Annotated in this window: 15 protein-coding genes; 9 read left to right on the forward strand and 6 right to left on the reverse strand. The window is 52.7% G+C overall.

Annotated elements, in window-relative coordinates:
* A complete protein-coding gene (locus EFB02_RS02255; protein ID WP_147471012.1) occupies nt 1-4,200 on the forward strand; it encodes a DNA helicase in 4,200 nt (1,399 codons plus the stop codon).
* A 2-nt stretch (nt 4,201-4,202) separates the two neighbouring features.
* Nucleotides 4,203-4,394, forward strand: coding sequence for a hypothetical protein (locus EFB02_RS02260; protein WP_122819984.1), 192 nt, complete (start codon nt 4,203-4,205; stop codon nt 4,392-4,394).
* Nucleotides 4,395-4,593: 199 nt separating this feature from the next.
* On the opposite strand, the gene mscL is transcribed toward EFB02_RS02260, so the two are convergent.
* The 3 genes from mscL to EFB02_RS02275 form a co-directional block, all read right to left on the reverse strand.
* Nucleotides 4,594-5,031, reverse strand: a complete 438-nt coding sequence (gene mscL, locus EFB02_RS02265) for a large conductance mechanosensitive channel protein MscL (protein ID WP_122819986.1) — start codon at nt 5,029-5,031, stop codon at nt 4,594-4,596.
* A gap of 19 nt (nt 5,032-5,050) precedes the next feature.
* Nucleotides 5,051-5,725 carry an SAF domain-containing protein gene (locus tag EFB02_RS02270; protein WP_122819988.1) on the reverse strand — a complete coding sequence of 225 codons (675 nt, stop codon included), beginning with the start codon at nt 5,723-5,725 and terminating at the stop codon, nt 5,051-5,053.
* Nucleotides 5,726-5,972: 247 nt separating this feature from the next.
* Nucleotides 5,973-6,593, reverse strand: coding sequence for a 5-formyltetrahydrofolate cyclo-ligase (locus tag EFB02_RS02275; protein WP_122819990.1), 621 nt, complete (start codon nt 6,591-6,593; stop codon nt 5,973-5,975).
* Nucleotides 6,594-6,699: 106 nt separating this feature from the next.
* Between EFB02_RS02275 and EFB02_RS02280 the strand changes: the two genes are divergently transcribed.
* From EFB02_RS02280 to EFB02_RS02290, 3 genes are all read left to right on the forward strand, one after another.
* Complete coding sequence (locus EFB02_RS02280; RefSeq protein ID WP_122819992.1) at nt 6,700-7,911, forward strand: molybdopterin molybdotransferase MoeA; 1,212 nt, start codon at nt 6,700-6,702, stop codon at nt 7,909-7,911.
* A 9-nt stretch (nt 7,912-7,920) separates the two neighbouring features.
* The gene (locus EFB02_RS02285) at nt 7,921-8,634 is read left to right on the forward strand and encodes a GNAT family N-acetyltransferase (protein ID WP_122819994.1); all 714 of its coding nucleotides are present in this window, start codon (nt 7,921-7,923) and stop codon (nt 8,632-8,634) included.
* 222 nt (nt 8,635-8,856) lie between these two features.
* Nucleotides 8,857-10,164, forward strand: coding sequence for a hypothetical protein (locus EFB02_RS02290; protein WP_122819995.1), 1,308 nt, complete (start codon nt 8,857-8,859; stop codon nt 10,162-10,164).
* Nucleotides 10,165-10,184: 20 nt separating this feature from the next.
* Here the strand turns inward: EFB02_RS02290 and EFB02_RS02295 are convergent, their stop codons facing one another.
* Together EFB02_RS02295 and EFB02_RS02300 are read right to left on the reverse strand one after the other, a co-directional pair.
* Nucleotides 10,185-10,907, reverse strand: a complete 723-nt coding sequence (locus tag EFB02_RS02295) for a YggS family pyridoxal phosphate-dependent enzyme (protein WP_122819996.1) — start codon at nt 10,905-10,907, stop codon at nt 10,185-10,187.
* A gap of 52 nt (nt 10,908-10,959) precedes the next feature.
* The gene (locus tag EFB02_RS02300; protein ID WP_122819997.1) at nt 10,960-13,578 is read right to left on the reverse strand and encodes a DEAD/DEAH box helicase; all 2,619 of its coding nucleotides are present in this window, start codon (nt 13,576-13,578) and stop codon (nt 10,960-10,962) included.
* 117 nt (nt 13,579-13,695) lie between these two features.
* On the opposite strand from EFB02_RS02300, the gene EFB02_RS02305 reads away from it, so the two are divergent.
* Nucleotides 13,696-15,177, forward strand: coding sequence for an alanine/glycine:cation symporter family protein (locus EFB02_RS02305; RefSeq protein WP_122819998.1), 1,482 nt, complete (start codon nt 13,696-13,698; stop codon nt 15,175-15,177).
* Nucleotides 15,178-15,254: 77 nt separating this feature from the next.
* Nucleotides 15,255-16,031 (forward strand): CDP-alcohol phosphatidyltransferase family protein, encoded by a 777-nt coding sequence (locus tag EFB02_RS02310; RefSeq protein WP_122819999.1) that lies wholly within the window; start codon nt 15,255-15,257, stop codon nt 16,029-16,031.
* Nucleotides 16,032-16,052: 21 nt separating this feature from the next.
* Here the strand turns inward: EFB02_RS02310 and EFB02_RS02315 are convergent, their stop codons facing one another.
* Nucleotides 16,053-17,042 (reverse strand): hypothetical protein, encoded by a 990-nt coding sequence (locus EFB02_RS02315; protein ID WP_122820000.1) that lies wholly within the window; start codon nt 17,040-17,042, stop codon nt 16,053-16,055.
* A gap of 76 nt (nt 17,043-17,118) precedes the next feature.
* On the opposite strand from EFB02_RS02315, the gene EFB02_RS02320 reads away from it, so the two are divergent.
* Both EFB02_RS02320 and argC read left to right on the forward strand, forming a co-directional pair.
* Nucleotides 17,119-17,607 carry a flavodoxin domain-containing protein gene (locus EFB02_RS02320; protein ID WP_122820624.1) on the forward strand — a complete coding sequence of 163 codons (489 nt, stop codon included), beginning with the start codon at nt 17,119-17,121 and terminating at the stop codon, nt 17,605-17,607.
* A 209-nt stretch (nt 17,608-17,816) separates the two neighbouring features.
* Nucleotides 17,817-18,872: an N-acetyl-gamma-glutamyl-phosphate reductase gene (gene argC / locus EFB02_RS02325; RefSeq protein ID WP_122820001.1), complete on the forward strand. Its 1,056-nt coding sequence runs from the start codon at nt 17,817-17,819 to the stop codon at nt 18,870-18,872.
* Nucleotides 18,873-18,900 lie beyond the last annotated feature (28 nt).

An 18,900-nucleotide genomic window follows, 5' to 3' on the forward strand; every position in this document is an offset into this window, starting at 1 on the left:
GTGAGCTATAACCCGGAAACAGAGATGAACTCAAGTGAGAACGCCGATGAGGTCTCGGCTATGGAAAAAGCACCTGCTAGCAGTCGGGAACAGCTAGTGGAGGCGGCGCTGAGTAACTGGAGCGCCGACCTGGAACGCACTATCGCAGAAGAGACCGCTTCGGCCTACTTGGAGCTGTCCGCCGCCCATCCTGGCGGTTTAGCGCAGCTTTACGGAGGGCGTCCCACCCGCTTATCTAACCTGGTAAGGGAACCGCATGCTCTCTCTCATTGTCGGATTCGGGCGCGAGAAGTGCTTTCCGCTTCCCGCGATCGTGAAGCTCGTTACGGTAGTGGGCCAGTCTACCTGGCAATTGGGACTGCCTCTTGGAGGCAGGGAGGAACCCTGGGGGCAGCTTGGGATCGGGCAGCTAGTCAAGCCGCATCGTCGGTAACCAAAATATCGGCGGCCGCTTCCTCGGCTTTAAGCGTAGAAAATACCGATACTAATCGTGAAAATGTGTCTGGGGAAGCGGGTCAAAACAGCGCGGTCTACGATATTGAAAAAATACATGCCACCGAGCCTCGCACTATCACAGGGCCGGCGCTACTTTGTCCAGTGGAATTGTCGCTGACTGCGGATGACGATGTGCTGCTCACCCTAGACAATGTGGTAGAAGTATGGCCGCCGCTAGAAGCAGCATTACGGGAAAAAGGGGAACAGGCAGAAATCGTTTCCATCCTGCAAGGAATGCAAGCAGATGAAGCTTTCAGCCCTACCAACGCTCTGCATGAACTGCGAAGTCTGGGAATGCTTCATCTTTTAGGATTTGACCTCTACGATTCGCTCACCGTAGGGCAATATTTACATCCTCTCTCTAACCTGGTAAAAGACTACGCCCTCAATAAAGAATTGTTAGCGCAATCCCCGGTGACAGCAGCGCTTTGTGGAGATGTGGAGGCCGCCGGGGTGGTGCTATCCCCCCTACCGGAACCGGTTTTAAGTGACCGCGACCCGGTAGCTGAGCACGGGGTAGGCGACCTTGATCCCGCGCAGCATAACATCCTAGATGCGGTGGCATCCGGGGCGAACCTGCTACTAGATGCACCTCCGGAATCTGAAATCACCTCCACAGTTACCGCGATTCTCGCGGATGCTGCCAGTGCCGGGCGTACTATCGCCTATGTGCCGGGGGCGCGGCGTCGCCTACAGCAAGTGCTCTCTTCCTTGGATCACCTGGGATTAGAGGGGCTCACCCTGGATTTATCGAACCGTAGCCGGTGGAACGATATCGTGCCGGCAAAGTTGCTGGAATCCTTGAACTCTCCGATTGAGTCGATTAATGCGGAGGAAGCCGACGCCACCAATAAGATGCGTCATGAGCTGACGCAAGTGCGTTCCCAGCTCGGTGGATATATGGAGCAGCTGCATCGTAAACGCGATCCCTGGCAAGTGTCAGCCTATGATGCATTGCAAGTATTGGCGGATTTAACTTCAATGAAGCCAGGGCCGCGCACTAAAGTACGGTTTGATCTGGAAACTTTACATCGTATCTCCGCAGATGGAGCCAAGCGTGCCCAAGAATTGCTCGCGGCAGCTGAAAAAGAAGGGATTTTTTCGCAGACACGAGCAAGCAACCCTTGGCATTCGGTGGTAGTTTCTTCCCCCGAAATGGTTGACGCCGCTGTCGAGGGAGTCAGTCAACTTTCGGGGCGCACTTTGCCACAGGTGCGGGCAGATATTGATCGCGCGCAAAAGGAAACAGGGCTCCGCCGCGCCGCTACTCTCAACCAGTGGCATGATCAGCTGCGCATGCTAGATGGCCTACGCGAAGCCATGGATGTGTTTAAGCCTCAGATCTTCGAGCGTTCCGCCGCCGATATGGTAATTGCTACTGCCACTAAGAAATGGCGTCAAGAGCGTGCTCTCAATATGAAAAATTCCCAGCGGCGTCGCCTCATTAAACAGGCAAAAGATCTGGTTCGCCCAGGGCGTCGGGTTGAGAATCTACATCGCGAACTAATCCGGGTGCAGCAACAACGTCGCATTTGGCGCGAATATTCTCCCGGTGGGGGCTGGCCAGTTTTGCCCGGGCGTCTGGATCAAATGCAAAAGGCCGAGGAAGCGCTGCGTAGCCATATATCACGGTTGCAGCCGTTCTTCTCTACCGGGTTTGGGGATTTGGCAGAAATGCCGCTCGATGATCTAGCCAGTTTGATGGATAGCCTATCTGCAGATGAAAAGGGGGCAGAGCGACTTCCGCAGCGGGTGTCCTTACTGAAAGAGATCCATGACATAGGAATGGATGAACTGGTAGATGACCTGCGTGAAAGGAGAGTTTCTCCCGAGCTGCTGCGCACTGAATTAGATTTGGCTTGGTGGGCATCGGCCTTGGCAGAAATGCTGCACCTTGATGATCGTCTGGCTCATTTTGACGGGGAACGTTTGAGTGAACTATCTGTGCGGCTGCGCGAACTTGACTCGGAGCAAGTGAAATCTTTATCTGGGCAAGTTTTGCGGCAGGTGCGTCGCCAGATTGCGAAACTGGTGGATTCTCAAAGTGAAACTGTTTCTGACCTGGAGCATGTGTTAAACGAGGCGCGCACAGATCTGCCGGAAATAATTGGGCAGTTCCCGATTGTCGAGCGGATGCGACCGATTCGTATGATTCCTCCGGTATTGGTACCCCAGATTCTCGGAAATGACCATCCCGTGGATTTGTTGGTTCTCGATGGTGTAGAAAACGCTGACTTGGCAGAAGTTATTCCCGCGATTGCTCGGGCGAAACAAGTGGTAGTGGTAGGCGATGTGCGCCGTAGTGAACAGGGAACTATCTCTGATTTTGCGGGGATATTCCCGCAACTAACCGCGCCTCCTACCCGTTCGCGGGTTAATGAATGGGTGGCGGCATTCCTGGCAGATCATGATTATGGCCGGGATGTGATGCCAGTGACCGTACCCCGTCCCTCACGTCCAGTAACTTTAACTGTTGTCGATGGACGGGGAATGCCCGCACCGGGAGCCCAATGTGTGGAAACCTCATCTCAAGAGGTTGATGAGGTAGTGCGGCAAGTTTGCAGGCACGTGGAACTACAACCGAAGGAATCTTTAGGTGTAGTGGCACTAACCGTAAAGCATGCCCAGCGAATCAGTGCCGCGATTATGAGCGAAGTTGCCCGTAACCCCAAGTTAGATAAATTCTTAGGGCATAATCAGGAAGAACCTTTTGTAATCGTAGATGCGGCGGGAGCCGCCGGTTTGCGTCGCGATCACGTAATTTTATCGGTGGGATTTGCGAAAACACCTCATGGACAGGTGTTACATGACTTCGGAGTAATCTCGGCGATGGAAGGTACGGCGTTACTGGTGGACGCGGTTTCGATGGTGCGTAAAGAACTATCGTTGGTTTCTTCGATGGATCCCGATGCTATTGACCGGCAGCGTCTACACACTGCGGGTTCTAAGATGCTCTACGACTTGCTGCAAGCTGCGCGCGCTCAGGCGCAAACCGTGGGGCCAGTAGAGGCAGCGCAGGCGATGGGCGAGGAAGAATCGCAGCCTGATCGCCTCCTACTAGATCTTGCAGAAAGGCTCTACTCGGTGGGATTAACTGTGATTCCCAACCTGGGACCCAAGAACGGGATGCGGATACCGTTAGCGATTGGACACCCCGACTATCCAGATGAACTGCTGGTAGCGGTGTTAACAGATAACCCCGATTATGTGGCCGAAAAATCTTTGCGGCGGCGCGAACGGCATTGGCCTGATCGTCTTAAAGAATATGGATGGGTAGTGAGCGTAGTGTATTCCACCGCGGTATTCATGGATCCCGCCGCGCAGGCACAACGCTTACTTGATCTGGTAGTTGACGTAGTTGAAGAACGCAAAAAAGCGCAGGCAAAACGCGAGGCAGCTACAGTTCCGGCGCCCGCACCTACACCCGAGCCGGTTTCAGTGCTACTTCCAGCGAGTTCACCAGCACCACAGACAGCAATCAGCGAAAACGAGCGTCCCGTACGCCGTCCGCGGCTTTCCCGGGGACTGCCGTTGACCGCCTATGGTGATGATCAGCTAGATGACTTGCTTGCTTGGATCCGTTCTGACGGTAAGACCCGCACTGTAGAAACAGAAGTAGATTTACTTTTCGGTGAATTAGGGCTGCGCCGCAGGGATACCCAGGTAGAAACGATTCTGAAGAATGTAGTAACCCGGAATCATTAACCATGAAACATCCCGCGGCGCGTAGCTACTCGCAGGTGGATCTGCAGCGCATCCGAGAAGGTAAACCCACCTCCTGGCAGGAAAGCGCAGATCCAAGCCTGGAACAACGGAAGCATCAAGAAACTGCTAACCAGCGCCCCGAGGTAGACTACCTATCCGAACTTCCGCCCCATTGGCGCGAACACAATCAATAGCCCTCATTTGGGTTTATCTTCGGTGAAACCGGGGTATGTGGGGGCAGGTTTTCCTCCCCGCAGTCGTCCGCGCTCAGGGGCGGGAGGAAAAACTTCTTCCCAGCGCTGAACCCGGAGTGCTTTTATCGAGCAAGACCCGATGAAGGAGGAAAACCTAGGCTCCGCGCTGTCAAGCAGCTCTGCCAGAGCCCTTACGGGATTAGCTGTTTTGGGCGGAAGATTGTTCGGATTGTAGCAGGTCGCGGATTTCGATTAGCAGTTCAACCTGGGGATCTGCTTCGGGTTTTTCTGCTTCCTCTTCGGCCTTTGCTTTAGCATCGCGTATGCGCATCAGCTTATTCATCGGTACGACAATACAGGTATAAATGGCCAGAGCCACCAACAGGAAGTTTACTAGAGCGGTGATAATTGCTCCTGGTTGCACAGTGGCACTGCCCAGATGGAACTCTAAAACGTTATCGAAGTTGGGTTTGCCTACTAGCCCAGCGATTAGCGGGTTGATAAATTTGTCTACTATGGCAGTGACCACCGCTCCGAAGGCGGCACCAATAACTACCCCGACTGCCAGGTCAATCGCGTTTCCGCGGGAAATAAACTCTTTGAATCCAGCAATGAAACCAGTTGTCTCCGTACTCATTATTCCTCTTTTCGTGGTTTTAACCTGTCCTAGCCAATTGTAGTGGTTCGGTCTTACTGGCTTGCACTAGCAGAGGAGCGTGCTTGGTGTTCACCGCTACCTCTATAGTGGCTGCTTTTTGTCTCCCAGTCAGTGAGCTGCTAGCGGTACTGACCGATAATACTCGCGCCGTGATTTGTGTGGAGAGTCCCTTACTTTCTGGAGCTTTTTGGATTGTTTCCTCGGGAAGGGTTTGGGGATTTTTCGTATCTGAGTTGTTACTGGTGGGAGAATTACTGCCTTGCTGATCTGTCAGGAAGAAAACCACCTCATCGCCGGAGCTGGCCAATCCCTGATCACTTTCGCGCAGCGGCAGCGCTAATATGACTTGCCCTTTATGGGCTTTTCGCGCGAACAGGGAGGAAGAAAATAAGGCTGGAAATAGGGGAGTGCCGGCAGCAATGGGAACCGCCGTTCGCTGCCCGACTACTTGGGAAACCTTTTGATACGTCCGGGGTGGCAAAGCCGCTAGGGGGACTGCTTTCACTGTCACTTTATCGGCGGTTATAACTGTGCCGGGGGCGATGGTGGTGGCAGATACGATCATCGGTTTGCTAACAACTTGGGGTAGCACTAAACGCAATAAGGTGACTATTGCTGCCACCGCAGCAGCTAGGGCGATGGTGCGCCGCCAGCGCCAGAGAAACTCTCGCATAGCTAGATTTTTGTCAGCTTTATGACCGCTAATAAAAGCCTAGATAATCCGCCGGGAATTATTTCGGTTATTACCCCTTGGGGACAGAAAAACGCTGTCGGTAAGAACTGTTAAGTTCCGGGCGATGGCTGGAGAATAAGTGATATCTGGGGAAAGCTTAGCTACAAAGAGCTCCGCTACCACCCTAGCCTCTCAGGGCTAAATATCCCTGCCGATCCTTGTCGATGCCTCTGCTAGCGCCCTAAAACTAGTCGTTTTCTAGTTTTTGCAGACCGCCCTCAGGGGTCAAGACCTGTTCGACTAGCTGGTCGTGCGGCTCCCGGGGTAATGCCCCTGCCTGGAGCATCTCCCAGTCATGTACCATGGCTATTAGCTGCGGATGGGTTGGACAATCCGTTCCGCAATGTAATAGTGCTTGGTCATACCATCCGGCTCCCCGCCCGAGACGCACTCCCGTCCTATCCACCGCCAAGGCAGGTAAGAAAATAATTTTTAGCCCGATTTTCGCTAGGTCTGCGCATTGCATTTCCCTCGAAAGCAAGGGTGGGTGCGGGTTGAAACGGCGGTAAAGAGCCCGTGTGTGCTGTACCGGATCCAGTTCTCCCCAACGTGATTGTTCCAGACCGCAAGGCACCACTAGTTTCAAACCAGTCGCCAGAATGGTTTCGTTGAGTAAGAAAGTAGGAACTTCGGTGTCGAAAGAAAGGTAACTAGCCACCGCCTCACCAGGCTTTAAGGAATCTAAAAGTGGTTTCGCTGCCGCCAAGACTTGCGTTTCTGCCTGGTGGCGTTGTGCGGGTGAAAATGACAGGCGGCGGCGATCTAAAAATTTTTTTCGCAATGCCCGTTTGCTAGTCACTAAATCCATGAATCAATGATAGACGTTCACGCGTTTGGTTCCGTTCGGCTTTTCGCCGCAAAGGCTAAGGCGTGGGCAGGTAACCTGGAAATAGTACTAGACCTCAGGAGGGCGAATGCGCACTGTTGCGGAACATTTGAATACTTGTCTGTCCCTGGTGGCACCGCTAGATCCCCTGGATGTGCTGCTACCAGATGCGGTGGGGTGTGTCCTGGCCGAGGACGTGAGCGCACCTTTCGATTTGCCGGTAACCGACCAGGCAACTTTGGATGGATATGCAGTACGTTCCCGAGATATCGGGGGTGCTGGGAAAATGCGCCAAGTCTACCTGGACGTAATCGCTGAGGTGAAAGCGGGGGATGCGGAGCCTTGTTCCCTAGTGGAAAATAGCGCGGTGCGGATTGCCTCTGGGGCGCCCCTGCCGGTGGGGGCTGATACTGTGGTTCCCCTGGAAGAAACCGATCAAGGCGCTACCCGGGTACAGATTTTGTCTGCTCCGGCAAAGGGTAGGAATATTCTGCGTCGGGGTCAAGATGTAAGCGCAGGTACTGTGATTTTACGTGCGGGATCGCGCGTGGGGTCGCGGCAAGTGGCATTATTGGCGGGGGTAGGGCGGCTGCGGGTTACCGTGCGTCCTCGCCCTCGGGTGGTGATTTTGTCAATCGGTGATGAGCTGATCGAGCCAGGTGAAGCTATCCGTGCGGGGGCAGTGTTTGATGCTAATGGGCATGCGCTTTCCTCGGCGGTGGAGGACGCGAGAGCGGATACTTTTCGGGTGGCGGCGGTTCCTGACGAGCACAGGGCTCTGTCTGAAACTATTGAAGACCAGCTAGTACGAGCAGATATTATTATCACCACTGGCGGCCTTTCCTATGGGAGTGCCGACACTGTTAAAGAGGTACTTGCTCCCCTGGGCACAGCGCGTTTCGATAATGTGGCGATGACTCCTGGCAAACAACTCGGGTACGGCACCGTTGGGGAAGGCACCCCTATCTTTTGCCTTCCCGGAAATCCGGTAGCTGCCCAAATTAGTTACGAGATTTTTGTGCGTCCCTGTTTGCGGCACCTGGCAGGTTGGGAAGAACTGTACCGTCCTTCACTGCGGGCACGAGTAGATCGTGGGTGGCGTTCTCCAGCTGGCAGGCGCCAGTTCGTACCGGTGAAAATTGTGGGTGCGCCTGACAGTGGTTATCGTGCGCGCCTGACTGGGGATCCAGAAGATATGTTGCTTTCCACTATGGCCAGAGCAAATGCGTTAGCGGTTATTCCCGAGGCAGTCACTTCGGTTTCCGAGGGTGACTATTTTCATTGCATGGTGCTAGATTAGGGCGTTGTTTTGATTTCTGAGCGAGCTATTTTTCGCCTGCGTCCGCGTTACCGTGCGCAGCTAGATAATCCAGTAGGACTAGGGCTGATAAAACCGGGGAATCCAACAGTTAGTCAATTGGTGATTCAGGAGATGAATGCTCGGGGTCATCGTTTAGCTGCGCAGGTGCGCGCCGATAATCACTCCTGGTTAGCGCCCTGGGAGGCGGGGGTAGCTCTCGATTATCCCGCGGAAGATATGCATTTGCGGGCGTTTATTAGACGTAGTGCTCGGCTAGTGCGAATTGGACGCTACTATCCTTTCGCCGTTTGGGCTGATGGAAAACTAGTGGGGCAGGTTAGTATTGGTGATATTGCCTTGGGAGCGGCACATTCTGGAAACCTGGGGTATTGGGTGTCCGAGGAATACAGTGGACGGGGAGTGATTACTACCGCGGTGGCGATGGTGCTGGATTTGTGTTTGGGGGCGCCGCGCCTGCATCGGGTAGAAATCAATGTGCGCCCAGAAAACAAGGCTTCGCGGCGGGTAGTTGAAAAGTTAGGGTTGCGTTTCGAGGGGCGAAAACAAAATTTTTACTACATCGCGGGAAAGTGGGCTGACCATATAGGATATGCCGCTACTGCCGAGGAGATTCCCGAGGGTGGCTACTTGGAACAACTTAAGAGGCGGGTGTGCTTTAAAAAGCAAGAGTCTTTAGGGGTGGCTGCTGAGGATGAGGGGTGAGTCTTCCTGTCGTGGAGCGTTATTCGCCCGATAGTAACTCGCGTGAGATTGGTTAAAGAATAGGTTCCTTTCGCGGATAGCTGCGAGCGGAGCTAAAGAAAAATGTGGCTATTGGTGTATTTGTTACAAATGTTGCATTTTGCTAAAAATTTAATAACTTTCCCTGTTCAACACGCCTTTATGGAGAGAGAATCTGGCAGCTAAATATCTTATTTTTAGTATGTGGAGTTTATTGGATTGGCCTTACCAGTTTTGGTATTGATTCTCGGGGGGATATATCTTCCGCTCTTAATCGACACCAAACGCCGGCAAGCTCATTCCCATGGCGATGACCGTTTCAGTGCGAATCTGCGGGTGTTGGACACGCAGTCACACCCAGAACAACGGCAACGTTACCGGGTAAACCCCTCAGTACTAGGAGGAACTATGCAGCGACCAGTAGCACCAACTCAACGTGACCACAGTGAACTGATGGCCGCGAAGATTAATCGGGCTCAACAGATACAGCGGCGCGCGCAGGCGGCACGCCGCCGACTCACCTTGCTAATCGTACAGTTTGCAGTGGGGATGGTGCTGTTAGCGGCGGCTATGGTGTCTTCCCTGTCCTGGTTATGGGTATTGGTTCCGGTTGTCACTGTGGCTGCTACCTTGTCCCTAGGGGCTCGTGCGGCGCAAGCTGGACGGCGAAATGATCAGCGCGCCGTCGAGCGTATCCGCGCACTTGAAATGCGCCCTGCCAAGGGTCATCGTATGAGCGCCGGTGAAAAGAAGTATGCGCAAATCAATGCGAAAGTTAAAGATAACGTAAACTCACAGGTGCACGCGGAAACTGAAACCGAAGATAAGAACGTAAACGCATCTGAAAAATTAGAAAGTACTGAACCGGTTATCGCTAGCGTTGCCGAGGTTGCCACAGAGCAGACAGCACGGGAAGGCTTGGGGAAGCTTGCCCTGGCCGCACTGGCGGCTGCTAGTCGCCGTACTGCGACCTTCCGGGAATACTTCGTGCGTGGTGAAGCCGAAATCGCTGCTAAAGCTCGGGAAGAAAGCACGGAGGTTACCGCGAAAGCCAAGACCATTACTCAAGATCAAACCGAAACCTCAGCAGAAAAAGCAGTGCTGGCAGACAAGGCTATCCAAGAAACTGAGGGGCAAGAATCAAAGCAAAGCGCACAGGCAGAGGTGACTCCGGAAATAGAAGTTTCCGTGGAAACTCCAGATGATAAGACAGATACAGTGGCGGTCAAAAACACTGTTTCCAGCGAAGCCGAAAGTAATCTGACAGATCGAAGCTGGACTCCCGCGCCGATGCCAAAACCGATTTACGCTCTTAAACCGCGATTGGCACGTCGTGATATAGATGCCTCCGAGCTGCTGGCCGAGCATTTGGCAGCGCGAGGTAGCGCTCCCTACCGTCCATCGCGTCCACATCCGCACACCGAGGAATCTTTGACCACCGCCCAGCTAGTGGCGCAGAGCAAACCGGTAGATGTGGAAGCTATTTTGGATACCCGACGGATTGCCAACTAATAACCGGGCAGGTAATATCCCTACCGATAATCTCGGGAGCCGAAAATATCAGTGCCGATACGCACTATAGTTGCCCCCTCGCTGATGGCGATTTCTAAGTCCCCTGACATCCCCATCGATAGCTGGGTTGCGTCCTGAGCGCGCCCTCCGGTAGAAACCGTGCGATCCCGCAGTTCTCGCAAAATCTGGAAGGACTCATGAATCCGCTTTTCGTCGGGGCTAAGCGCCCCGATAGTCATAAATCCGCGCAAGCTCAAGTGCTCCATTTCTAGTACTTGCTGGGTTAAATCCCAGGCAGCCTCGGGGCTGATTCCTTCTTTAGAGGCTTCGCGCGAGCAGTTTACTTCGATAAAGCAGGGGAGGATGCGTCCGGGGTAGTTGGCCACCAGGCGGCGCTCTAGGCGTTGGGCAGTCTTGAGGGAATCCACCGTTTCTACCAGGTCGCATACCTTGAGGGCGGCAGTAATTTTATTACCCTGCAGGCGACCAATAATATGCACTTCCGCATCTGGATTTGCTGCCCGAACCGCCTCATTGGTGGCCTGTGCCTCCTGAATATGGTTATGCCCCAGCACTGCTGGTAGTCCTCGTTTTTTCATTTCCTGGGAGGCAGTAATAATCTGCTCGCTAGTACGGGTTTTTACTGCCAACTCTAAAGTAACTTCGCTGCGCCGCCGTCCCGCTTGCTCACATGCTTTAGTGATTCGCTGGTCAACTTGTTCAATTCCGGTTGCGATATCCATGACTTCCACTCTAGTGCGCTAGGCAAATATCGAAAGTTTTGCGCTTTGAGCCCTAGGTTATATCTCCGTAGGCCACCAGGTATGTTTGTAGCTGCCCGCTCGCATCAGTTCTCGCGATATCTAAGGCAAATAGCATTCGCCATTCCCATAGTCCGCTGCCATCATCCACTTCTTGTAGTAGTGTCCAAACGTTATTGTCAGCTAGCAAATCGCTATCGGCAGGAAGATAACGAGAAAGCAGCTCTTGCGCCTGTTCGCCCTCACTAATTACCGCATGATTGCTGGAACGCGTCCCCTGATCCAAAGGCAGGTCATCATAGCGATCCCAATAGTCATCCAGTAGAGTCTCGCGATCCTCATCCGACCAGGCAGTCCCATCGGGGTGTAAATCTTGACAAGCCGCAAGGCGCGGCAGGCTATCAAAGGCCACCGCCTCCACGCGCTGCCAGGCGGCATTACGGAACTGCCGGCGCAAAGCGAAGGGATTAGCGCTGAGCGGTTGGTTTTCTCCGCTCCCAAAGGCGGGTTCTTCCTCGGTATCCTCCACTGGGCTTTCCCGACGTTTCCCATTAGCCAGTGCCTCCCATTCATCTAGCAGCGAGGAATCCACCCCTTTAACCGTATTACCCAGCCAAATTAATAGCTGGTCGAATTCCTCATTCCGCTTCTCCGGCGGCACGATTTGTCCCAGGGTGCGATAGGCATCGGTTAGATAGCGCAGCACTACCCCCTCGCTGCGTGCTAACTCGAAACGGGAAATGAACTGGGTGAAGGTTAGCGCATTTTCTACCAGGTAACGCACCACCGATTTAGGGGAGGGCTCAGAGCCATAAACCCAAGGGTTAGAGCGCGCAAAAGTCTTAAATGCGCCGGTAATAAGTTCTTTCAGGGGCTGTGGCCAGGTGGTTTCCTCCAAGATTTCTTGACGTTGGTTGTACTCCACGCCCTCGGAACGTAGCTTCTGATATACCTGGTCACGCTGGGCCTTCTGTTGGGCAATCAGCACTTGGCGCGGATCCTCTAACACCGATTCCACAATCGAAACTAAATCTAGAGCATAATCGGGGCTATCAGGATCTAATAGATCCAAAGCAGCCAGGGCGAAAGGCGATAGCGGTTGATTAAGTGCAAAATCTTCCGGTAGGTCATGGGTGAGCACTAACCTCCCAAGTTTCCCTGCCTTTTCCGTAGGTAAATGCCGAACCACCTCTGCCTGTTTTAAAGAGGAATAAACCTGCCCTAAGCGGCGTAAATGTGGGTTGGTTTCCTGCGGGTTATCATGGTTATTCCGTGCCAGCCATAGTAAATGTTCCCCGGCGTCCCTTTCTCCAGATAGCACATTAAGTGCCAGGGAGTGGTCAATCCGGAAATGGGAACGCAAGGGTTCCGGCTCCGCGGCTACCAGGCGTTCAAAAGTAGAACGCCCCCAAGAAATTTTCGGCTTTTGGCTATGGGTTGGGGGGACGCCCTTACGCTTTTGCCCTTTCGCTGCTAATCTCTTGGCCTCGATTACCTCGGGCGGCGCCTGCGCCACCACGAACCCCATAGTGTCGAATCCAGCACGCCCCGCTCTGCCGGCAATTTGGTGAAACTCTCGCGCAGAAAGATGACGTTGCCGACGCCCATCGAATTTAACTAGAGAAGTAAACACCACGGTGCGGATAGGAACATTTATTCCCACCCCTAAAGTATCAGTTCCGCAAATCACCGCTAACAGGCCGCGTTGCGCCAGTTGCTCCACCAATAGGCGGTAACGAGGCAACATTCCCGCATGATGTACCCCTACCCCTAGGCGTAAAAGACGGGAGAGTGTCTGTCCGAATCCTTTGGTGAAATGCACACTTTTTAACTGGGCAGCTATTTTTTCACGCTGCTCTCGGTCTAGCAGATTGGCAGAAGCCAGTCCCGCGGCGGTTTTAACTGCCTCATTTTGAGCAAAGTGCACCAGGTAAATCGGCCAACGTCCTGACTTGATTAGGCTTTCTAGCAGGTACTGGGGGTCGTCCTCGCTGTATTCCATTTCCAGAGGTACCGGGCGGGAGGCTCCATCAACTAGTACCACCTCGCGCCCGCTGCGTTCCTTTAAATCCCGGATGAAAAAATCTACGTTCCCCAAAGTAGCCGACATTAGCACGAACTGTATTTGCGGCAGTTCCAGCAGGGGTACCTGCCATGCCCAGCCGCGGTCAGGCTCACCGTAATAGTGGAATTCATCCATGATGACTATTCCAGCGTCCAGTTTGGCACCATCGCGCAGTGCTTGGTTAGCCAAGATTTCCGCGGTGCAACAAATTATCGGTGCTTCCGCATTCAAAGAAATATCTCCGGTAATCATCCCCACATTGCGTGCTCCAAATAGCTCCACCAGGTCGAAGAATTTCTCTGAGACTAGGGCTTTTATCGGAGCGGTGTAATAGGAACGCTGTTCTTTAGCCAGTGCTGCTAAGTGTCCTGCCAGAGCAATCATTGATTTGCCTGAACCGGTAGGAGTCGCTGCGATCACGTGGTGACCGGCAAAAATTTCGGTGGCCGCCTCCTCTTGATGCGGATATAAAGCTCGCCGGGTAGAGGCTGCCCAGTTACTGAACCCTGCGAGGACTTCTAGTGGATCATCTATTTTCCCCGTGTCCTCTAAATCGTCCAGTAGCTGATTTAGGGGAGCAATACTCATGTGGCTATTCTAACTAGCTTCCGCAGTATGGACACGTTTGCGTCAAAACGTCTTTCCCGACTGTTCTATTAGGGGGCGCCCAAAATAGTTTTGGGCGGATGAAAGGACAGAAATAACGTGGATCAAGCCGCTGCAATCGTTAAGGAAATAGCCGATGCTATCGCCCTGTACGCTGAAATCTGGATCTTAATCGGACTGGGAATCTTCTACACAGTAGTTACCCGGGGAGTGCAATTTCGTTTCTTCCGCCACATGTGGAAAGTGGTTTTCGCCTCTCGCCAGGGCTCGCAGGGAGGAATCTCTTCCTTCCAGGCTTTCACTATCTCTCTGGCTGCTCGCGTTGGAGTCGGTAACGTATTCGGGGTGGCGGCTGCGCTGATCATTGGGGGGCCGGGCGCGATTTTTTGGATGTGGATAGTGGCTCTGGTGGGGATGGCCACCTCATTTATGGAATCCACCCTGGCGCAACTTTTCAAGGTCAGGAACGAGGACGGAACTTTCCGAGGAGGGCCGGCCTACTATATGTGGCTGGGTCTGCGTAAACGTTGGTTTGGTTCCATTTTTGCTATTATCGCCATCGTTACCTGTGGTTTCGTCATCACTTCGGTACAGTCCAATGCGATTGCTGGCTCGATTATGGCCACAATGGGTACTACTGAGGCTCAGCAGGGGGCTCATTCGGCGATTATCGCGGTAATCCTGTTCGTGTTTGCGGCTCCGATTATTTTAGGAGGAATTCGTTCGGTAGCGCGAGTAACCGAATGGATGGCTCCCATTATGGCAATGGTTTACGTGATTATTGCATTTATTATCCTGGTCATGAATATTGGTCAGATCCCTGCGATCCTAGCTTTAATCGTAAAAAGTGCTTTCACGGGTGGAGCTTTAGGGGGAGGTGTTGGCGGAGGAATCTTCGCTGCCCTGATAAACGGGGTACAACGCGGTTTGTTTTCTAATGAGGCGGGGCAAGGCACTGCCCCGAACGCGGCAGCTACCGCTACGGTTTCTCATCCGGTGCGCCAGGGGCTTATCCAATCGCTTGGAGTTTTCGTAGATACCATTATCGTTTGCTCCGCGACCGCCATCATTATTTTGAGTGCACCCAAATCAGTGTTGAGTGGCACGGATCCCTCGCAGGCGGCTTCTTTGACTACAGTGGCGGTAGCTTCCCAGCTGGGAGGCTGGTCAACTTACCTAATGCTACTGATCATCTCCGTATTGGCGTTCTCTTCGATTATCGCCGCCTATGTTTACTCTGATGTGAATATGTCCTTTGTTACCACTAAGCCGTGGGCTTCTTGGCTGGTAAGGATAGTTTCGGTGGCTTCGGTGGTCTTGGGAGCGGTGGTTTCCTTGCCTCTGGTTTGGAATGCGGTCGATATCGCCATGGCAGTTATGACTATCACTAACCTGATAGCGATTACCTTACTGTGGAAGTGGGCAGCCGGCGCTTTGAAGGATTACTCGGTATCGCGGCGGCATGACCCGCGGGTGGTGCCGGTATTCATGGCCAAAGACAATCCCTATCTACCCGGGGAATTGCCGACTGATGTCTGGGATAATATTGCTGATCAGACTATTTCCAATGCTGACGCATAGGTGTGCTCGGCTGCGAGAAAATAAGTGACATATTTGTAGGTTTTCGTGTATTCGAAACCTAGGGCAAAATAGAGGTTATGGAACAGACTCCGACAACAGTCCGTACTGATTTCACCCGCCTAGACCAGCTAAAAGCTTGGGGGGTGCATGCTTTTACGGCCTCGGCAGTAATCTGGGCAGGCTGCGCGGTGCTAGCTTTGATGCGCCGCGACTATCTGCAGATGTGGGGCTGGTTGGCGATTAGTTTGATTGTCGATGGCCTCGACGGCACCTTAGCGCGGCATTGTCGGGTAAAAGAGGTAGTTCCCTGGTTTGATGGATCTGCCCTCGACCTGATCGTAGACTATCTAACTTGGACATTTATTCCTGCAATTTTCATGTCTCAAACCTTAGTTTTCGCCCCGGGAACTCCGGGTAAGGGAATGGATTTGCTAGTGACGGAAGTGTTGATGGTCGCTGTCTGCGCCTCCTCCATGTTTTGTTACTGCAATAAGAAAGCCAAGAGCTCCGATAACTATTTTGTGGGGTTCCCGGCCGCCTGGAATATTGTGATTCTCTATCTATATTTGATGGCGCTGCCCTGGTGGTTCAACTTGGCAATCGTGCTGTTATTTATTGTATTAACGCTTTCTCCACTCACCTTCTGTCATCCCTTCCGGGTTGAAAAACTCCGTTGGCTTAATATCGTGTCGGTAGTTATCTGGTTGGCCTGCATTGTGTGGCTTACCGTCTACTTCCCGGAGCGTAACCCGCTTATCTGGTGGGGGTCGTGGATCAGCGGTATTTATTTCATAGGTAACGGGGTGGTACGTACCTTTGTTGGTCCCCAAGCAATGCGTAAGAAAAGCAGCTAACGGAATAGCTATCTGGTGTCATTAACGGGATTTTAACAGGAAGTTAACCAGGTAACGTTCCCGTAAATACTTGGTTCCTTCTACCAGGAAACCGGAAATAATAAACAGGATTACAATCACTATTACATAAGTCGGGTAGTCTTTTCCGGTCATGGCAAAGTATACGTAAGGGGCAGCAAAGGTGATTGCGGTGGTAAAAGTACCTATCATTCGCACCCATCGGCGTTTAGCGGTGAACATGGCCAGTACCCCCCAGGTATAGGGGATGGCAGTAGCGATATCCATCGTCCACAGTACTAGCAGGGATCCATGAAATTCTTTAACCAGGCTTACTGGTAAAACTCGTAGGCTGGAATAAGTGATAACCACTAGATAGGCCAGCACTTTCGGGTCAGTACACCATTTCATCAGCCGAGAGCGGCGGGTTTGGATAATTTCACAAGCTTTGAGCGCTCCCGAAAGTTCTGGAGGTAGGTGGGTGGCGTCGATTTCAAGGAAGGCCTGCCTCACCCGTTGTCTGGTGTTTTCACTGAGGTCTTCCCAGCGGTCAACTATTGCTCCTACCAGGTTGCGTGGCTCTAATATCCAGGGGCGTGCGGGATCCGAGTCCTGCTGAGAAGGAGCAACCGCTCCCACTAGGCGTTTTCTGTATTCCATGCCTCCCGGGTAGTGGGCAGCATCCACTAAAGTGGAGCTTCCTAGCAGGTGAGCGAGGCGTTCGGCTTGCCTCCGGCTGCCTCCTCCTAGCCAAACAGAGAGAGCCTGTTGTAAGTCGCATCGCAGTTCCCGCAGGAAGCGTTCTCCATGCTTAGACGCGATGAATTCATCAAAGTTTTGTTTCGGGAGGGAGAAAAGCCAGGAAACATCCCGGGTGCTGCCTCGTCCCAGTTCGGAAACTCGGTGTAAACCGGTTCCGCGGCACAGAACTACCGGATCTACAGAGAATTTAGATATCACGGAGAGATCGGTGAGCTTTCGCCCTTTATTTGAGGAGGATCCGATCGTCGCCATGGTCTCCAGTCTAGGAGAATTCCGGATTTTCCGGTCTTTCCCTGACAAGAAAGAGAAAAATGGTCATACTAGAAGTATGAAGGTTTTAGTAACGATCGCCTCCAAGCATGGAGCCACGGAAGAAGTCGGCAAAGTTATCGCCGAGGAGCTGGAGAATGCAGGGCTAGAAGTAGACATGGAAAAACCAGAGGAGGTTTACAGCCTAGATGGATACGGGGCGGTAGTTATTGGGTCTGCTGTTTATCTAACTAAGTGGATGGATAATGCCAGAGACTTTTGCCGTCGCTTTGCTTCAGAGCTGCGGCGTACCCCGCTTTGGGCATTTTCGGTGGGACTTTCTGGAGTGCCGCAGGATAAAGTTCAAGATCCCTCCCGGGTGGGGCCGGTGCTTTTGAATATTGAGCCTAAGGAATATATAACCTTCCCCGGCAGGCTCGATCCCACGGAACTGTCCTTGCGGGAACGGACTGTGGCACGTTTAGGGGGAGCGGTTGAGGGTGACTTCCGCGATTATCAGCTGGTTCGCGACTGGGCGAAAAAAATTGTTAAAGAAATAAAGCCCTAATTTTTCTTAAACTTTCTTTACTATCCGCAGGTTAGCTGCTGACCAGTTATCTGGTTTGTCATTAACCTGCGGATAATTGTATTCGCAAAGGTGGGGTGGATTCGACAGTGTCGGTGCTTAGCCCCAAATGGTCTAGTTTAAAAGTATCGCTAGGCACATAGAGTTTCCTTAATTGTATATATATACGATGAATGATATAAATATACATCATGAAGGTTTCAATTATTGGTGCCAGCGGATTTGCTGGAGGAGAAATCCTGCGGATAGTTGCCGCACACCCCAATTTTGAGGTTGACCAGCTATGTGCTTCCTCCTCGGTCGGGAAAAAGCTAGGGGAATTTCACCCCCATCTTCCTCAGTTAGCACAGCGGGAACTACGGGCTGTAGACCCCGCAGCACTAAAAGAAAGCGCTGCTATTTTTCTGGCGCTCCCCCACGGACAGTCCGGAAAAATAGCGAAGCAGCTACGCGAATCTGGGGTGGAAAGTCTACTGGTAGACTGCGGAGCTGACCATCGTCTCACTTCCCAAGCGGACTGGGATCGCTACTATGGCGGGGAATATCATCAGGCTTGGACCTACGGGATGCCGGAACTGCGGGTTGGCGGCGTCTCTCAACGTGAGCAGTTGAAAAAAACTAAGCAGATCGCGGTTCCCGGGTGTAATGTAACTGCCGTTACCCTCGCCTTTCAGCCTTTGCTAGCCAGCGAGTTGATAGATCCGGAAGATATCGTGGCCACTCTGGCGGTTGGGTACTCGGGAGCTGGAAAATCCTTAAAACCACACCTTTTGGCCACTTCTGCCTTGGGAAATGCCCAACCTTATGCGGTAGGGGGCACTCACCGGCATATCCCCGAAATTGCCCAGAACTTTGCAGTCGGCAGCGGAAAAAACGCTAGCGACTACAAAGTTACCCTCACGCCGGTGCTCGTACCCATATCGCGGGGAATCCTGGCAACCGTGACCGCCGAGGCTGCAAAAATAACTTCTACCGACCAGCTGCATGCCCTCTATCAGGATTTTTATCAAGAAGAGAGCCTTATTCAGGTACTTGACGCCGGTATTTGGCCGCAAACCCAAGCGGTAACCGGCAGTGCGAATGTACAGGTACAGGTGGTGCTAGACCAAAGTTCCGACAAGATAATTGCCCTCAGCGCCCTTGACAATTTAGGTAAAGGAACCGCGCAGGCCGCCGTGCAATCAGCGAACCTAGCTCTGGGGCTGGCCGAATATACCGGTATTAACCAGATTGGAGTTGCCCCGTGAAAAACGAAAAAAGTCTCCAGGGAGTGAC

Source organism: Varibaculum vaginae (assembly GCF_900604285.1).
Taxonomy (GTDB): domain Bacteria; phylum Actinomycetota; class Actinomycetes; order Actinomycetales; family Actinomycetaceae; genus Varibaculum; species Varibaculum vaginae.